Here is a 15,839-nt window from a genome sequence, read left to right on the forward strand (position 1 = left end):
CCATCACGTGCAGGCTAGTACCTGCATCGGGATCACCGTACCTGAGGAAGCGTTACTAAACCAGCTTTACGTTACTAGTTGTGCGTAGAAGGTGCATGCGGTTAGGCTCCCGGCATGGCAGCTCCCGTCCCGTCCCGGTTCGATGCGCTTCTAGGTGATGCCCCGGTGTCTCTGAGCGTTCGGGGTGTTGCTGATGCTGTGGGTATCTCTCCGCATGTGGTGCGTCAGCTCCTTGCGGAAGGGGAGCTGCACGGCGTCAAGATTCGCCATGAGTGGCGCATCTTCCGCGTCGATCTGGTGGAGTACCTCGAGCGGGTCTCCAACGCCGGGGGTGGCACAAATGGGCACTGATCGCTGGTCATTGATGTTTGTGAACAGTCCTGCGTACCGATGCGCCCTACGATGGACAGGTGCTCTCATCACGCCAGCCAGCTCCCGACAGCAGGCGCTTCTCGGCGCCTATGTCGGACGGTGCGGTGGACGCGATGCTCGAGGACCAGCCACGGATGCTGAATCTCGCACAGGTTGCAGATCTCCTCGCGACCTCCAAGCCGACGGTGCGACGGTTGATCGACACCCAGTCACTGCGCGCAGTGAAGCTGGGGAGGCAGTGGCGAGTAGCCCGCGACGACCTGCGGACCTATCTGCTCACGCCCTCCGACCTCGAGGACATCGATGCTGCCGAGGACACCGAGACGGACTGACCGTCAGGGGGGTCTATGCCTGGTGACATCCGCACGGACATCCCCGCCACCGCCGTTCCCCGGTTCCCCGCTCTACGCCTGACCTGGCACAGCGACGGCACCATCACCCTCGATGGCACCCCCATCACCGTCCCCGAGGGCGCGGATCCCCGCATCACCGCTCTGACTGCCTGCGCGGAGCACGCCCGCGACCGCGGAGGCGATCAGCCCACCATCCGAGTGATCGCCCGCGACGAAGCCACCGACCAGACATGGCCCATGGGCGTCACCGGCGACGGGGACATCATCGAGCTCGAGACCATCACCGACTTCCCCGAGCAGGACAGCAAGAAGGGCCCCTCCCGGCGGGCACTCCTGGCAGCCGGCGCCATCGCCGGCGCCACGCTCCTCGGTGGCGGCGGACTCACGACCGCGCTGATCCTCCGCTCCCGCGACGAACCCGCGCCCACCGTCGCTCCCCCACCGCCCGGCAACGGCGATCTCGTCCCCGTCGCGGTGCCCGAGGGCTACGCCAGCACGGCCCTGTGGAGCGTGCCGATCGCCGCGAACACCCCCGTGACCGCACTCAGCGACGGCCGCACCCTCACCATCGCCCCGGACAGCAGCAACCTGCGCGTCCACGACCCCGCCACCGGCGCCGTCACCTGGACCGGGACCGGCAACAGCAGCGCCCTGACCGTGCACGAGGTCCAGATCGACGGACGGCCCTTCCTCCTCGCGCTCGACAACGCCGGATCCCTCAAGCTGTGGCCCCTCGACCAGGGCCCCACCACCGCCGCCACCAGCCTGGACCTGCCCTCGCGCGAAGCGACCCTGTACGTCAGCGGCCCCGCGCCAGCCATCGCACTCCCCACCCAATCCGGGTTCCTCTTCGACGGCCCCGACGCGGTCGAGTTCGACATCCCCGTCGGCTATCAGCTCATCAGCGCCACCCCTGACGGCCACGCCGTCCTGCTCGGCCAGCGCGACTGGGCACTGCTCACCCCCGGCGAGACCACCACCGAGAAGCCCATCGAGCTACTCCTCCCGAGCAAGGAGCACACCCTCGCCGGGGGGTTCCTACTCGGCGCCGACCGGCTCCTGGTCAGGCAAGACGGGCCCGAGGACAGCCAGTGGGCGCTCTACGCCACCGACGCCTCCAACGCGATCCTCACCGCCCCCGCCACCAGGACCGGGCCCATGCCCGGACCCGAGGAGCTGCGCTGCAGCCCCGGCCGCGACGCCTGGGCCATGGACGGGCTCGTGGCCACCACCGACTCGCTCTCCGCCGTCGAGGACACCACCATCACCTCCGTGACCAGCCGCGGCATCTACGCCGACGGCACGGACGGGCCGGTCCTCATCCGCGCCCGCACCGGCACCACCACGGCCCTGCCCGCCGAGACGAGCGCGCCCTCCGTCATCGAGGCCGAGCACGCCGTGATCATCGCGGACAAGCTCGACACCCCCACCGCGTACACCGTGGAGGCCACCGGATGACCACCCGACGCACGCTCCTCGTTCTCGCGGCCCTCACCGCCGCCGGCTGCACGAGGCCCCCCGAGCCCGCACCCGAGCCCGCGCCCACCAGCGCGAAGCCCACCAGCGCGGAGCCCACCGAGTTCGGCGGCGTGCGGACCAAACCCGACGAGTACGAGACCTCCGATCCGGCAGCCCCGGGTGGGCCAGTCCCCGAGGATGCTTCGCCCGAGGATGAGGCTGCGGCGATCGACGCCGCCTCGTTGACCATGGGGGTCTGGGTCCAGGGCAGCACGCTCGAGGAGCGGGAGTGGAGGGACAAGCTCAACGCCACCCTCACCCCCAGCGGGCAGGACAGCACCTCGACCGTCTGGGGATACCGCATCCGCGACACGGAGATCACCGGCGATCCGGAGATCATCCGCGCCAATGCCGGCAGCGCCGTCGTGCGCGTGACCACGGACTACACCAGCTACGAGGTCACCGTCGTCAAGACGACCACCGGCCAGTGGCTGACCAGCCACCTCACGACCGAGGCCACGGAAGGAGCAGCGACGTGAGCGCGCCCCTCACCGAGGCTCCCGCCGGCGGCAGCAAGGGCCTCGTCCTGGCCCTCATCCTCGCCCTCGTGGTCGGCGTGGTGATGGCACCCGTCGGCCTGGTCCTGCTTCTCGCCCTCGAGGACGAGTCCAGCGCCTCAGCATCCACCTGCCTGGGCCCCAACGGCGGCCAGGCCCTCACCGTCTCCACCACCGGGACCATGCCCCTCGTCCCCGGCTACAGCCCCCAGCAGGTCACCCTCGCCGCGACCATCATGACGGTCGCCGAGCAGAACGGACTGGGCGCCCACGCGCAGATCATCGGGATCATCACCGCGATCCAGGAGTCCACCCTCGGCGCGCACCCCAGCATCTCCCTGCCCAACGGGGACGGCGACGCCGGGCCCTTCCAGCAGCGCCAGCTGGACGGCTGGTACGGCTCCCTCACCCAAGTCACCGACCCCGTCTACGCCGCGACCGCCTTCTTCACCGGCGTCACCGCCGACAGCCCCACCGACTACGGCTCGGCCGGTGGAGGCCCCGGCTACGGACACCTCCCCGGCCTGATCGACATCGACGGCTGGGAGACCATGACCCCCGGCGAGGCCGCCCAGGCCGTGCAGCGCTCCGCCTACCCCGACGCCTACCAGGGCCACGTCGACGACGCTCAACGGCTGATGAGCGCCCTGTCCGGCGTCACCGTCAACATCGACCCCAGCGCCTGCACCGAGATCACCGCCAGCGGGGACGCCGCTGCCGCCATCGAGCGCGGCCGCACACTGCTTGGCACGCCCTACGACTTCGGCGGAGGCGACGAGAACGGCCCCAGCCCCTATGGGATCGACTGCTCCGGCTTCATCATGTACGCCCTCGCCGGAGCCGGCGTCACCGGCCTCCCCCGCACCTCCCAGCAGCAGTACGACTACCTCGCCGGCCACGACGTCAGCGTGGCCGACATCCAGCCCGGCGACCTGATCTTCGAGTCCTGGGGACGCACCGGCACCGCGGGCAGCCCGGGCGCGATCAGCCACGTAACGATGTACATCGGAGATGGCCAAGTCATCGAAGCCTCCCGGGGCGCGATGAAAGTCAAGATCTCCCCCACCCGCTTCGACTCCCACGCTTTCGTCGGTATCCGCCGCGTCCTGACCAACGACAGCACCACCACAGAGGGGAACTAGCCATGCCCGACATCACGATCAGCATCGCGCCGGACGCCACCGGCACCGTCACCATCGAGGACACCCCCACGCCGGTTGCCGGAGCGAACATCGACCTCACCCGCCACGAGGCCATGCAACACGCCATGGCCCACGCCCGCCGGACCGGTCGGCCCGCCACCATCACCGCCCAGGACCCCTCCGGCACCTTCTACCTCACCGTCCAGCCCGACGGGAACGTCACCGACCGGCCCGCGTCCCCGGACGCCAGCGGCCCGGCCCGGGCACAGGACGCCGCCCCGATCGTCACCGAGGTCCCCGGCGCGCAGCCCTCCCCCGATCTGGACGCCACCCGCCCCCGGCAGGTCATCCGCGCCCAGCCCACCACCGCCCCAGCGATGACGACCACCGACGTCGACGCCACAGCGGCCGCGCCCGCGACGCCGCAGCTCAGCCAGGACCCCGCCTCGGTTCTCACAGCCCCGGCGCCGGCCCCGCAGCCGGATCCCGTGGAGTCCGACCCCCGCTGGACGGAGATCGCGCAGCGGCCCGCCGAGCAGGGCTTCCGCGGCACCCTCAACGGCATGGGCCTCAAGCTCGCCCCCCCGAGGACGAACTCGAGCAGCGCCGCGAGGCGCTCCGCCAGGACCTCGCCCGCGAGGAACAGGAACGTCTCGCCGACCAGGAGCGCGCCCGCACAGAGGCCGTCCACGCGGGACGCCGCGCCGCCCGAGAGCGCGAGCAGGCTGAACGCGAGCGGCAGCAGCGCGCGCTCATCCAGACCAACTTCGAGGACTCCATGACGGTGAGCTTCATGAACGAGAAGGGAGGCGTCGGCAAGACCACGGACACGTACTGCGTCGGGGCCACCTTCGGGCGGATCCGCGGGGGCGACGTCATCGCCTGGGACGCCAACGAGACGCGAGGAACCCTGGGGTTCCGCGCCCAGAAAGACCGGCATTCCCGCAGCGTCGTCGACCTCCTCGAGGAGGCTGCCGCTGAGTTCGGGACCGTCGAGGGCTCCCGCCGCTCCACGATCATGCGCTACACCCGAGGCCAGGGCGACAACCAGTTCGGCGTCATCGCCTCCGACGAGTCCCGCGACCGCCAAGACCTCGTCGACGGCGACGGGTTCCGCACCGTCCACGAGATCCTCGGCCGCTTCCACGCCCTCGTCCTCATCGACACCGGCAACAACCACCGCGTCTCCCACTTCAAAGCCGCGCTCGTCGCCACCGACCAGCTCGTCATCCCCGTCTCCGCTGGCGCCGACGGCGCCTACGCCGCCGAAGTCATGATGGACAACTTCATCAGCCTGGGACGCGCTGACCTGGTCAAGAACGCCGTCGTCCTGCTGCACGACTCCGCTACCCGCAGCGGCGACGCCGGAGCCGTCGCGGAACGGTTCCGAAGCCGCGTCCGCGCCATCATCCCCATCCCCTTCGACCCCAGCCTCGACAGCGGCGACGAGATCGACTTCGACACCCTCCAGCCCGCCACCCGGGCCGCCTACCAGGAGGCCGCCGCCGCGATCGCGGAAGGCCTCGCCACCCTCACCAGGAAGACCGCCAGACCATGACCACGCCAAACCAGGCAAGTTCGAACACGACACGCCTCGAAACGACGAGTCCTTTCAGGAAACATGCCGCTAGGGTGACTTTCATGAAGAAGCGCACGGGCCGGCCGTCCAAGGGACCGCGGACCTACGTCAACTCCCCCATCAACGATGCAGCCGTAGCCCTGCTCGAGCGCTACTGCGAGCTGACGGGCGAGTCGAAGGGTCCGACCGTCGCGCGCATCTTCGAAGCCCACCTCGCGGACCTTGGTCTCGAGGAGCTTGAAGCGGGGGCCGCACAGCCCCGCTTCGAGCTCGACGAGGCAAGAAAGACCGCATAAACAGACTTCACCCCCGTCCTGCGCCAACAGGTACGGGGGTGAGAAGAAGTCTTGGGGGCCTAGCGCCAACTAGGTGATCCCCGGGGCGAACCGAAAGGAGGTCCAGCAAGTTGTTGCCCCCAGGATACGGGGGTCGCTTCACCGTAGGCAAGTACGGTGAGCCCGGCGTGTCTTCTTGCACGCCGACGACCCCCCAGCAGCCCGACCCGTGGCTGCTCACGCAGACCATCAGCCCGCGCCGCACCGTGCGCGTGGCCAGCACTGACGCTTACGGCGAGGTGCTGAACCAGTACGCGAGCATCCGTCCCGTCGGACCCACTCCCCCGCAGACCCCGTGGGCGATGTACCTCGCCGGCACCGATCAGCGCTTCCGACTGCTCTGCTTCGACCATGACGCCAAGACCCCCGGCGCCACCGACGCTGCCGCGCGGGACGCCGAGGTCACCGCCGGCATCCTTACGCGCGCCGGCCTTACGCCTGTGGTGTGCGCTTCCGGCCCGACCGGTGGCCGCCACGTCTGGGTCGGCCTGGCCGAGAGCGTCGACGCCGAGACCGTGGCCACGCTCGCCCGCCTCCTGCGGCACCTGTGCCCCACCCTCGACCTTGCCCCCCTGACCAACCCCGCCACCGGCTGCGTGCGCCCACCCGGGACTCCCCACCGCGCCGGCGGCGCCTCCGAGGTCATCACCGGCAGCGTCGGCGCGCTCACCGCCCCCACCGGCACCCCCGCGCAGGTCCGCGCCGCCGCCGAGCACGTTGCGCAGCTCGTCGAAGACACCGAGCCCGTGCACGTGCCCACCGCGCGCCGGCCCCTGCCCGTGGACAAGCACCAGCATCGCTACCTCCCCGGCCCGCGCCGGCCCCTCCCCCGCGCCAGCGCCGCCGCGCTCGAGGAAGACGCCGCCATGGGCGACGCCTCCGCCGTCCTATGGCGCATCCTCATCGGCGCCGCCGCCTCGAGATGGCGCTACGAAGACGTCGCCGGCCTCGTTGACCGCCCCGGCATGGCCCACATCCTGACCGAGCGCTCACGCGGCACCCGCGTGCCCCGCACTCCCGCGCAGGCCGCCGAGAGGCTGGCCCACCACTGGAACCGCGCTGTCCAGTGGGTCGCCGCAAACCCGCGCCGCGACAGCGAGGACGACCCCACCTTCGCCCCTCGCGCCGCCGCCATCGCCGCTCACGTCCGCCAGATCCAGCAGCGCGCCGACGCCTCCGCCGGCCGCTGGACTACCGCCGCCGGCCCCACCGACCGCAGAGTCCTCGACGTCCTGTGCGTCCTCGCTCTCCAGGGCCTCACCGCCTCCGTCGAGGCCGACATCCGCCGCCTCGGACTCCTGGCCGGCATCGGCCGCGAAACAGCCCGCACAGGCCTCCTACGCCTCGCCGCAGACGGCTGGATCACCCAGCACTCCCCCGCCGAAGGCACCCGCGCCGCCCGCTGGACCATTGGCCCGGCCACCGCCATCCACAACACCCCACCCGAAGGCCGGTCACAAGTGGACACACGCGCCCCCCTGGACCGCACCGGCCCCGCCCAACGCACCACGCTGCTAGCCCAGCTCACCGCTCGCACAGCAGACGCCGCCCACGACGCCTTCACCCCCGGAGCTCTCGGCCACCACGCAGGCAACGTCTACGCCCGCAGCACCCTCGCCCCTCAAAGCGCACACGCTCTCGCCCAGCTCACAGGAGGCTCTCTGGACAGAACGGTGCGTACACTCCACCGGCTTGTGGACGACGGCATCCTCCTGGTCGACGTGCACGGCTACCGACGCTCTCGACGAGATCGGCGCACCCCTGCGGCGACCCGCTACGGCACCAACGGCCGGCTCGCCCAACGCGCACGCACCTACGCTCTCGAACGAGAGCTCTGGACGTGGTGGCTCGCGGAGCAGACATGGATGTGCGCACCCCGGCGCGCCCCTGCACATCGACGCGCCGGCCACGGGCAACTCGCCCTAATCCCCAGCGACGAGACCACCAGCTATGGCGCCCACCCACGACGCGCTGACGGCCGCGCCGACTACCGAAAAGCCCGTGCGCTACTGCTCGAGAACCGCACAGCCAGCGGGCGCTCTCCCGCACGCTTCAACAGCGAACGCCCAGCACACGCGGCCTAGACACCCCATGCGGGCATGGGGCCATGCCCCCCATGCCCGCACCGATGCGGTACGCAGTACCAGCGCGCACCCGCCACATCCAGCCAACGAAAGACAGCACGGCACGGCGCCCAGACAAGGCCTTCCCCCACGACCCTTTACTAGGCCAAAGAGTGCCGTCCCCGACGGTCTGGGCCGTGACTCTCACCGCCTCCGTGCCCCGACGGCTCTCGTGGCTCGCAATCTGTGGACCCGCCGTCTCGGGCGGGTCGCTGCACCGACCTCGTGACCGCCGCGCGGTTAGCCATAACCGGGCGCTTGCAGCAGCGGCCCGCCTTGTCCACGCTGGGAACCTCGAGCCCCGGGGTCGCCCTCGGCGCCACGCCGCCCTCCTCGTACTGTCAGTTACAGCCGCCGCCACGATCATCATCGCCGCCCCTGTCACTGTTTGTCGTGCCCTTCGGTCGCGACAACGTGTCGCAGAAACAAATCCACCAGCCCAGTCTCCGCGGATCACCCTGAGCAGAAGACGGAGTATCCCCAGTACCCCATGCCTCTCCCCCGCCCCCTCGGACCTGCACAATGCGGACATGGGGACGTGCCTGCATGTCCGCATGTCCGCATGGCCGCATGACCGAAGATTCGCGACCGAGAGCGTCGGCACGCTCCTCCGCGCCCCAAGGGCCTCGCCAGACACCGCCGGACCCCACTTCTCGCCTTCCCGCTGCGGACACGTCCGCATGACCGCATACCCGCAATTGGACATGCGGACATGTCCGCTCGTAGGCAAGGCGGTCCACGGCTTCGGCCGCGAGACTTGCGCGCAGGGAAGCGGACATGTCCCCATGACCACATGCCCCCATATCCCCGTCTCCCGTACCCGAGACCACTACGCCAGCACGTCGGGCTCATCCCCGCAGCGCGGAAGGGACAGCGCCGGGCGCACTTCGCGGCTCGCACTCCAGGATGCGCCGGCATGCCCGCGATCTGCCATGCGGACATGCCCGCATACCCGCATGTCCGCAAGGCGGTCCACAGCAGCGGCCACGAGGCGCAAGCGAGGGGAGACGGACAGGGGAACTACCCACAGGTCCGCACGTCCACAGCAGAAGGTCTCCACGTCATCGCGTCCGGCTCATCTCGCTGGACTGAAGGCAAGCGCCAGGCGCCGCGCTCACCAGGCTGCGACGCAGGCATGTCCCCATGTCCGCATGGGGGACGTGCCGCATGCTTCGTTGCGGACATGTCCGCATGCGGATAGCTTGTGTCCATGATCATCGCCATCACCAACACGAAGGGCGGCGTCGGGAAGACGACCACCGCGATCTATACCGCGGCCTGTCTGGCACAGCACGGCTCAGTGCGTGTCCTCGACGCCGACCCTCAGGGATCGGCGACCGACTGGGCCGAACGGTGCCTCGAGGACGGCAACCCGCTGCCGTTCCCCGTCGACGTCGCTAACCGCAACACGCTCAAGCGCCTCACCGCGACCACGGACCACACCGTGATCGACACCCCGCCGGGGGACACCTCGACCATCGACCTCGCACTGCGAGTCGCCGATATCGCCGTCATTCCCACCTCGCCGAGCCCGGTCGACATCGCCCGAGTCTGGGAAACGCTCGAAGTTGCCAGCGCCATGATCCCCGCCTACGTGCTCTTCACGCTGGTCGACCGCCGCGCCAACGACCTCCGCGACGCCCGCGCGGCACTCCTCGCCGAAGGCGCCGGCCTCTTCGACGCCGACATCCCCTACCGCAAGGCCGTCCGCAACGCGCTGGGGGAAGTGCCACGGGACCGCATGTACAACTACGACGCCTACGTTCGTGAACTCCTGGAGATTCTTTGATGGTTACCAAGCCAGACCCCACCAGCCGCTTCGCCCGCCGCAGTGAGCGACCGCGCAGCATGGCCGAGACGATGACGCCTGCCGCTGAGCCGGCGGAGCCGACACGTCAGCTCACGGCCCGCATCCCGGAGTCTCTGCACCGTGAGATCCGCCAGTACGTTGCCGCTCACGACATCACCGTCCAGGACCTCGTGCGCAGCGCCATCGTGGAGGCAATGAATTCTCGACGCGCCGACGACTAGAGGCGCGATGGGAGCTCCGCAGCCCAAGCCTGAAGCCTGCATGTCCGCATGTCCGCATGTCCGCATGTCCCCATGGCTGCATGCCCCATGGGGCATGCAGCTGCGCTGCGGATGCTGACATCCAGAACTGCGCTGTCCGGGCCATGACGCCTTTCCCGGAGGCGCTAACAGCCGTAGCCACGCTGCGCATGAGCCGTCGATTGCCCAGGCGGGTGCAAGCAACGGCGGGCGCGCCATCGGGGCCCACCGGTCAACGCTCGCCACGGGGCGGCAACGGCTACACCGGATCTCGGCATCGGCCGGGGGGGGACGAGGGCTGTGAAGAAGGAGCGGCCAAACGTGCCGCCGGCGCCGCGAGGAGCCCCCTAAGCCGCAGCTTTGATCTGCTCCCAGCATGCTGTCCGCGCTCCGCGTGGGCTTGAAGGGGCCTCTACCAGCATGTCGCGACTTCTCGCCAGCCCAGGCCTCTTTCTTTCGCTCAGCCCGCCTGGATCGAGGGACGTGCAACGCCCGGCACGCCATGAAGGGCGTGCCGGGCGAAAGTACGGCATCGGAACTGCGCGAGCGGACCGAGACCCCTCTCTGGCCGACTGCTTCCTACCCGGCGGGAGCTCGGGCGCGGTGACTCAAGATGGGGGGCTTCCTGGTCGGTTACCCCTTGACCGCACCTGCCGCTAGTCCCTGCACGTAGAACCGCTGGAGACAAACGTAGAGGACCACGCACGGGATCATCGCGATCACGGAACCAGCGACCAGCTGGCCAAAGTTCACCTCGCCGTACGTCCCGACCTGGATGTTCAGCAGGGCGATGGGAAGAGTGAAGTACCGCTCCGTGGTCAGGAACGTCAGCGCACCTAAGAACTCAGTCCACGAGGTGAGGAAGGCGTAGAGCGCGGAGCTCGCGATGCCAGGCAGAATCATTGGCCGCAGAACGTTGACCAGCATCCGGACGGTGCCGGCGCCGTCAATGATCGCAGAATCTTCCAAGGCCTGGGGAACCGTGTCAAAGGTGTTCTTCATGAGGAAGATCCCGAACGGAAGGGCGAAGTTTGTGTAGAAGAGAATCAGTCCGATGAGGGAGTCCGTCAGACCGACGGAGTTCATCAGCAGGTATAGGGGAGTGAGGATCGCCTGGAATGGCACCATCATCGACAGCAAAATGAGGCTGAAGGCGATCCGTGACCCCCGGAATAGGAATTTCGAGAAGCCATAGCCGGCGAGTGTCGCCACCAGCGCCGTCAAGGCTGCCGTGGAGAGCGAGACGATGATGCTGTTAACCACGGGCCGCAGCATCGTCCCGTCGGACGAGAGGAAGAAGGAGAAGTTCTCCCACGTCAAGTCGAACATCTCGCCGATGCTCGGGGTGCCCAGGATGACCTCGTGCGGCTGGAACGCGCGGAGGATCGACCACAGCAGCGGGATGGTGAAGATGAGCGCGAAGAGCGTGCCCAGCATCGCGTAGGGGACTAATCGGCGGTCTCGGGTAGGAGACGGAGAACGGCTCATCAGTTGTCACTCCCTCGCAGCAAAACGAACTGGGCCAAGGTGATCGCCGCGGTGAAGACAACGAGGATCAGGGAAATCGCGGTTGCAGAACCGAGCTGCAGCTCCACAAACGCCCGGTTGTAGATGTAGCCGACGATGGTCATCGTGTCGGTTCCCGGACCGCCCTTGGTGAGAATGAAAAACTGGTTGAAGGCCAGGAATGAGCCGATCACGGAAATGATCAACGACATCCCGATCGCGGGACGGATGATCGGGATCGTTATTGACAGTTCGCGGCGCAGCCAGGTCGCCCCGTCGATATCTGCAGCCTCGTAGACCTCAGCGGGGATCCCCTGCATGGCCGAGGTCAGCAGGATCATCGTCAAACCCGGCACCGCCCAGATCACCAGCAGCGACAGAAGGATCGTTCCCGTGGTGCCGTCGAGCAACCAGGCGGTGCTCCCGTCGGTGATCCCGAGGGCCGCGAGAATCCGATTTAGGGCACCGGAGTTGGGCTGGGCCTCGAGCACCAGCATGTAGCTCAACGTGGTGAGGCCGACGACGAAGGGGATGAAGAAGATCGTGCGCAGGAGCGTCGAGCCGGGGCGGTTGGCGCGGACCAGCACCGCCAGGCCATAGCCGAGCACGAGGATCGGACCGGTGACGATTGCGGTGTAGATCAGCGTGTACCGCAGCGCCTTCCACATGCCCGGGTCGTTCACTGCCTGCCGGTAGTTCTCCAGGCCCACAAACCGGTACTCACCGATGAGTGGCCAGTTCGTGAGGGAGATGTAGGCGGCGAAAACAAGCGGGATGAGAGCGAAGAACGCGACGAGTGCGACGGCGGGCGCCACCAACAGCACGCCGGTGCTCGGACGGTGAGTGAGGGAACGTGGTGGCCGGGAACGACGCGCCTGAGCCAACCCCGTGGGGGATTGAACTCCGGCAGGTTGCAGTCGCGCCTCGGCATCGAGTGCGGTCATGACGGGCTCCTAGAGCTGTGTCTGCGTGAGAATCCGGTCGTACTCGGACTGGGCCTCGGCCATCGCGCCGGGGACATCGCCGTCGAAGACGGCGCGACGGATCATGGCCAGCCACGGGCTAGACGACTGGTTGTAAAGCAGGTTGTAGGCAAGAGTGGAGGGCACATATCCCTCGTCGAGCTGCGTGACGGGAACCGCGGCCTGCTCGTACTTCTGGGTGAACTCGGCATCGGCGCTGTCCGAGCGAATGGGCATGTATCCGCTGTCCGGCAGTGAGCGCTGGACATCGAGCTCCAGGGCGTACTTCATGAACTTCCAGGCCCCGGAGGCGTTAGGAGCACCGTTCAGGATGCACATGTTGTCCCCTCCGGAGAAGGTAGCGTTCCCACCCTCTGGACCCGGCAGGAGCACGTTCTGCGAGAGCGGTCGGAAGGCTTCGTCGGCCGATGCGACTGCGGAGCCATACGCGCCGGGGAAGAAGACCACCTCGCCGGACCGGTAGTCATGACCCCACTGCGCTCCGTCCTCGACGAACGAGCGCGGGGGGACGAGCTCGTCCACCCACAGCTGCCGATGGAACTCCAGGACCGCTTCGACCACGTCATTTCCGACGATGTTGCCCGACTGGCTACCGAGCTCCCCGGTGATCAGATCGGTATCAGCCGCCCAGATCATCGGCTGGATCGTGAAGCCCATCGCCCCTGACGCGTTACCAGGGAAGGTCCAGGGGAAAACGTCGGGCAGAGAGGACTTGATGGTCTGGCACGTCGACATCAGAGACTCGAGGCTCCCGGCCACCTCGGACAGCTCGAAACCGGCGGCACCCAGCAGCTCGGTGTTCGCAAACAGCGTCGAGTAGTCACCAATGAACGGGACGCCGTAGATCCGCTCCTCATGCGTGACGAGCCCAACGTGGCCGGCGGAGAGCGCGTCCCGGTACGGCAGCGCCTCCACCAGCTCGGTGATGTCCGCGAAGGCCTCGCGCACGTAGAACAGCGGGCAGTTGATCAGGTCGAAATCAACGAGATCCGGCACCGAGCCGCCACGGATCGAGGTCGCCAACTTGGTGACGTACTGCGCGTCCGGGATGGGGAGGACCACCACTTCGAGGTCCTCGTGCAGCTCGTTGAACGAGGCGGCAGTCGCCTGGATCGCTGCCTGCGTCGCCGAACGGCACCAGACGGTCACAGTCCCCGTCGCTACCTCTCCGAATCCCTCGGCGGCGGTGTCGGTGGGCGGCAGGGTTCCCGCACAGCCAGCCAGGGCAGTGATCCCCGCGCCCCCGAGACCGAGCGCGAGACCTCCCTGCAGGAGAGCGCGTCGACTCAGCATCAGTCGACCTCGAGCGGGAGCCACACGCGCATTGGGGCCACAGTGCGGTTGCCCCAGGCGTAGTACGGGATCGCCGTCCAGGTGGCTGGCGTCTGCGCCACGGTGGCGTCCGAGGTGCCGTAGACGGGGTACGGCCATGTGGCTGCTGCCGGGGAGACGGCGACCGCGCTGCCCGATACCGTCAGCGGGATCGCGCCGTCCAGCGCAGCGATCGGCGCTCCGGCAACCGGAGCAATCGTCGGATCCACGGCCGCGTCATCGACGGACACCGCGGCATCCTGGTCCTCGTTCTCGATCGCGTAGACCAGCGGTCCCCGCTCGAGAGCGACACTGCCACGGGAGGCATCAAGGCGGTGATGTGCCCCCACGAAGCGCGGCGAGAGATCGAGTCGCAACTCGATGACGTCGCCGACCTGGAACGTCGTCTCGATCACGGCATAGCCATCGTCGACCTCGACCGGAACGTCCGAGCCGCCGAGAGTCAGCTGAGCCGTCTCGCGCGACCACTCGGGGATCCGCACCGAGAGACGTCGGGCAGCAGAGGGCGCCGCCTCGATCGTCAGGCGCACGAGGCCGTCGAACGGATATTCGGTGAGGACGGAGACACTCAGGCGCTCCGGACCGTCCCCGGTGGACCAGGTGCCCGTCGCGAACTGATGGACCTGCAGGCCGTCGGACGTTGCGGTGGCGGCGAGGTGGTCGAGGCTCGCGAACGTACGCATGATGTTCGGCGGGCAGCAGGCACACTCGAACCACTCGCGACGTCCGTGGGCGATCGATCGGCCCTGGTCGGCCTTGGCGCCCTCGCGCAGCTGCAGGGAGTTGACGTAGAAATACTCGGTGCCCTGCAGGGAGACCCCGGCAAGAAAGGCATTGAACAGGAGCCGCTCGATCGCGTCGGCGTACTTGCCGTGCCCGGTCGCCAGCAGCAGGCGCCACGCCCACTGGATCGCGCCGATCGCGGCACAAGTCTCGGCGTAGCCGCGGTCGGTGGTCATCTCGTAGGGGTCCCCGAACGCCTCCCAATCCCAGCGAGCTCCCATGCCGCCGGTCACGTAGGTCTTCGTGGCCATCAGATCGGCGAACACGGCCTCGGTGCGGGCCAGCAGCTCCGCGTCGCCGTCCTCCATCGCCTGGTCCGTGGCGCCGGCGAAAAGGTACAAGGCGCGCACGGCATGGCCCTCCACGGAATGGGTCTCGCGCACCGGAACGTCGGCAGAGAAGTAACCCGGCCCCGGAGAGGCCCCCGGGAACTTCTCAGCGCCCCCGCGGACGTCCAGGAAGAACCGGGCGAGATCCTTGATCTCCGGGCGCTCGGTCAAGCGGTACAGCTCCACCAACGCCATCTCGATCACCGGATGACCATCGGTCGTATGGCGACCATCGGGCCCAAAGATGCTCCGAAGATGCTCGACGATCCGCAACGCCACCTCGAGCAGCTGGTCCTCGCCGGCATTGCGGGACAGCGCGACTGCAGCCTGGATCAGGTGGCCGTAGCAGTAGAGCTCGTGATTCCACGCCAGCTTCGTATAGCGCTCCTCGGGCGTGTGGAGCAGGGTGTGAACGCTGTTGAGGTAGCCATCCTCCTGCTGAGCGGAGGCGATCATCGCGCTCACCTCTCGCGCCATGCTGCGGAGCTCGGCATCGTCCTCCCGACCGAGCTCGAACGCGACGGCCTCGAGCCACTTGTACACGTCGGAGTCCTGGAAGATCATCCCGGACGCCTCGCCCCGTTCGGCCCCACCCACAACGCGGAAATTGCGGAAAGTGCCGGAGGCTTCCAACTGGTCGTACCCGGATCGCAGTCCGGCACGGCGGTTGCGGAGCTGGCGCGTATGCCAGAAGCCGCCGGTGATTTGCGCGTCTCCAGCACTCAGCGGGCGCAACGCGGTATGAGCGCTAGCTGTAGGGATGGCGGGGGAGGCGAGCGAGAGGGGGGCAGTAGTCACAGGGGCAGTCACAGAGAAACCTCGCATGCGGCGTCGTTGCGGAAAATGCGGAAACTAAGGTGCTGTTCTGATCATGGCATGGTTACTCTTGCGCGACAACCCCTTCGGGCCGAAGTCCCGGGAGACGCCAGGAGGCCCTC

The 15,839-nt window shown here is 68.3% G+C and carries 15 protein-coding genes; 11 read left to right on the plus strand and 4 right to left on the minus strand.

What is annotated here, in order from left to right; translation table 11 throughout:
- The first annotated feature begins 114 nt into the window (after positions 1 to 114).
- From ACOJUI_RS17790 to ACOJUI_RS17840, 11 genes are all read left to right on the plus strand, one after another.
- A complete protein-coding gene (locus tag ACOJUI_RS17790) occupies positions 115 to 351 on the plus strand; it encodes a helix-turn-helix domain-containing protein (RefSeq protein ID WP_422117835.1) in 237 nt (78 codons plus the stop codon).
- Positions 352 to 506: 155 nt separating this feature from the next.
- Positions 507 to 704 carry a helix-turn-helix domain-containing protein gene (locus ACOJUI_RS17795; RefSeq protein WP_422117836.1) on the plus strand — a complete coding sequence of 66 codons (198 nt, stop codon included), beginning with the start codon at positions 507 to 509 and terminating at the stop codon, positions 702 to 704.
- 15 nt (positions 705 to 719) lie between these two features.
- A complete protein-coding gene (locus ACOJUI_RS17800) occupies positions 720 to 2,183 on the plus strand; it encodes a hypothetical protein (RefSeq protein WP_422117837.1) in 1,464 nt (487 codons plus the stop codon).
- The gene (locus ACOJUI_RS17805) at positions 2,180 to 2,722 is read left to right on the plus strand and encodes a hypothetical protein (RefSeq protein ID WP_422117838.1); all 543 of its coding nucleotides are present in this window, start codon (positions 2,180 to 2,182) and stop codon (positions 2,720 to 2,722) included. Before ACOJUI_RS17800 ends, ACOJUI_RS17805 begins: the two co-directional genes overlap by 4 nt.
- Positions 2,719 to 3,882 carry a C40 family peptidase gene (locus ACOJUI_RS17810; protein ID WP_422117839.1) on the plus strand — a complete coding sequence of 388 codons (1,164 nt, stop codon included), beginning with the start codon at positions 2,719 to 2,721 and terminating at the stop codon, positions 3,880 to 3,882. Before ACOJUI_RS17805 ends, ACOJUI_RS17810 begins: the two co-directional genes overlap by 4 nt.
- A gap of 2 nt (positions 3,883 to 3,884) precedes the next feature.
- Positions 3,885 to 4,664 carry a hypothetical protein gene (locus ACOJUI_RS17815; RefSeq protein WP_422117840.1) on the plus strand — a complete coding sequence of 260 codons (780 nt, stop codon included), beginning with the start codon at positions 3,885 to 3,887 and terminating at the stop codon, positions 4,662 to 4,664.
- An 11-nt stretch (positions 4,665 to 4,675) separates the two neighbouring features.
- Positions 4,676 to 5,440: a MinD/ParA family ATP-binding protein gene (locus ACOJUI_RS17820; protein ID WP_422117841.1), complete on the plus strand. Its 765-nt coding sequence runs from the start codon at positions 4,676 to 4,678 to the stop codon at positions 5,438 to 5,440.
- Between the two features lie 83 nt (positions 5,441 to 5,523).
- A complete protein-coding gene (locus ACOJUI_RS17825) occupies positions 5,524 to 5,757 on the plus strand; it encodes a hypothetical protein (protein WP_422117842.1) in 234 nt (77 codons plus the stop codon).
- 167 nt (positions 5,758 to 5,924) lie between these two features.
- Complete coding sequence (locus ACOJUI_RS17830) at positions 5,925 to 7,880, plus strand: hypothetical protein (protein ID WP_422117843.1); 1,956 nt, start codon at positions 5,925 to 5,927, stop codon at positions 7,878 to 7,880.
- A gap of 1,249 nt (positions 7,881 to 9,129) precedes the next feature.
- Positions 9,130 to 9,708, plus strand: a complete 579-nt coding sequence (locus ACOJUI_RS17835; protein WP_422117844.1) for an AAA family ATPase — start codon at positions 9,130 to 9,132, stop codon at positions 9,706 to 9,708.
- The gene (locus ACOJUI_RS17840; protein WP_422117845.1) at positions 9,708 to 9,950 is read left to right on the plus strand and encodes a hypothetical protein; all 243 of its coding nucleotides are present in this window, start codon (positions 9,708 to 9,710) and stop codon (positions 9,948 to 9,950) included. The genes ACOJUI_RS17835 and ACOJUI_RS17840 overlap by 1 nt, the downstream gene beginning before the upstream one ends.
- Before the next feature lie 651 nt (positions 9,951 to 10,601).
- On the opposite strand, the gene ACOJUI_RS17845 is transcribed toward ACOJUI_RS17840, so the two are convergent.
- Genes ACOJUI_RS17845 through ACOJUI_RS17860 form a run of 4 tightly spaced genes read right to left on the minus strand, consistent with a single transcriptional unit; the run spans position 10,602 to position 15,726 of the window.
- Positions 10,602 to 11,405: a carbohydrate ABC transporter permease gene (locus tag ACOJUI_RS17845; protein WP_422117846.1), complete on the minus strand. Its 804-nt coding sequence runs from the start codon at positions 11,403 to 11,405 to the stop codon at positions 10,602 to 10,604.
- Positions 11,406 to 11,455: 50 nt separating this feature from the next.
- Complete coding sequence (locus ACOJUI_RS17850) at positions 11,456 to 12,418, minus strand: carbohydrate ABC transporter permease (protein WP_422117847.1); 963 nt, start codon at positions 12,416 to 12,418, stop codon at positions 11,456 to 11,458.
- 9 nt (positions 12,419 to 12,427) lie between these two features.
- Positions 12,428 to 13,750, minus strand: coding sequence for an extracellular solute-binding protein (locus tag ACOJUI_RS17855; RefSeq protein WP_422117848.1), 1,323 nt, complete (start codon positions 13,748 to 13,750; stop codon positions 12,428 to 12,430).
- Positions 13,750 to 15,726 carry a glycoside hydrolase family 127 protein gene (locus tag ACOJUI_RS17860; RefSeq protein WP_422117849.1) on the minus strand — a complete coding sequence of 659 codons (1,977 nt, stop codon included), beginning with the start codon at positions 15,724 to 15,726 and terminating at the stop codon, positions 13,750 to 13,752. Before ACOJUI_RS17860 ends, ACOJUI_RS17855 begins: the two co-directional genes overlap by 1 nt.
- Positions 15,727 to 15,839: the final 113 nt, after the last annotated feature.

The sequence above is a fragment of the Brachybacterium sp. UNK5269 genome, assembly GCF_049266655.1.
Lineage (GTDB): Bacteria > Actinomycetota > Actinomycetes > Actinomycetales > Dermabacteraceae > Brachybacterium.

Coding starts and splice junctions, on each gene's coding strand:
- ACOJUI_RS17790 (WP_422117835.1), top strand. CDS start 115: ATGGCAGCTCCCGTCCCGTCCCGGTTCGATGCGCTTCTAGGTGATGCC.
- ACOJUI_RS17795 (WP_422117836.1), top strand. CDS start 507: ATGCTGAATCTCGCACAGGTTGCAGATCTCCTCGCGACCTCCAAGCCG.
- ACOJUI_RS17800 (WP_422117837.1), top strand. CDS start 720: ATGCCTGGTGACATCCGCACGGACATCCCCGCCACCGCCGTTCCCCGG.
- ACOJUI_RS17805 (WP_422117838.1), top strand. CDS start 2,180: ATGACCACCCGACGCACGCTCCTCGTTCTCGCGGCCCTCACCGCCGCC.
- ACOJUI_RS17815 (WP_422117840.1), top strand. CDS start 3,885: ATGCCCGACATCACGATCAGCATCGCGCCGGACGCCACCGGCACCGTC.
- ACOJUI_RS17820 (WP_422117841.1), top strand. CDS start 4,676: ATGAACGAGAAGGGAGGCGTCGGCAAGACCACGGACACGTACTGCGTC.
- ACOJUI_RS17825 (WP_422117842.1), top strand. CDS start 5,524: ATGAAGAAGCGCACGGGCCGGCCGTCCAAGGGACCGCGGACCTACGTC.
- ACOJUI_RS17835 (WP_422117844.1), top strand. CDS start 9,130: ATGATCATCGCCATCACCAACACGAAGGGCGGCGTCGGGAAGACGACC.
- ACOJUI_RS17840 (WP_422117845.1), top strand. CDS start 9,708: ATGGTTACCAAGCCAGACCCCACCAGCCGCTTCGCCCGCCGCAGTGAG.
- ACOJUI_RS17845 (WP_422117846.1), bottom strand. CDS start 11,405: ATGCTGGGCACGCTCTTCGCGCTCATCTTCACCATCCCGCTGCTGTGG.
- ACOJUI_RS17850 (WP_422117847.1), bottom strand. CDS start 12,418: ATGACCGCACTCGATGCCGAGGCGCGACTGCAACCTGCCGGAGTTCAA.
- ACOJUI_RS17855 (WP_422117848.1), bottom strand. CDS start 13,750: ATGCTGAGTCGACGCGCTCTCCTGCAGGGAGGTCTCGCGCTCGGTCTC.
- ACOJUI_RS17860 (WP_422117849.1), bottom strand. CDS start 15,726: ATGCGAGGTTTCTCTGTGACTGCCCCTGTGACTACTGCCCCCCTCTCG.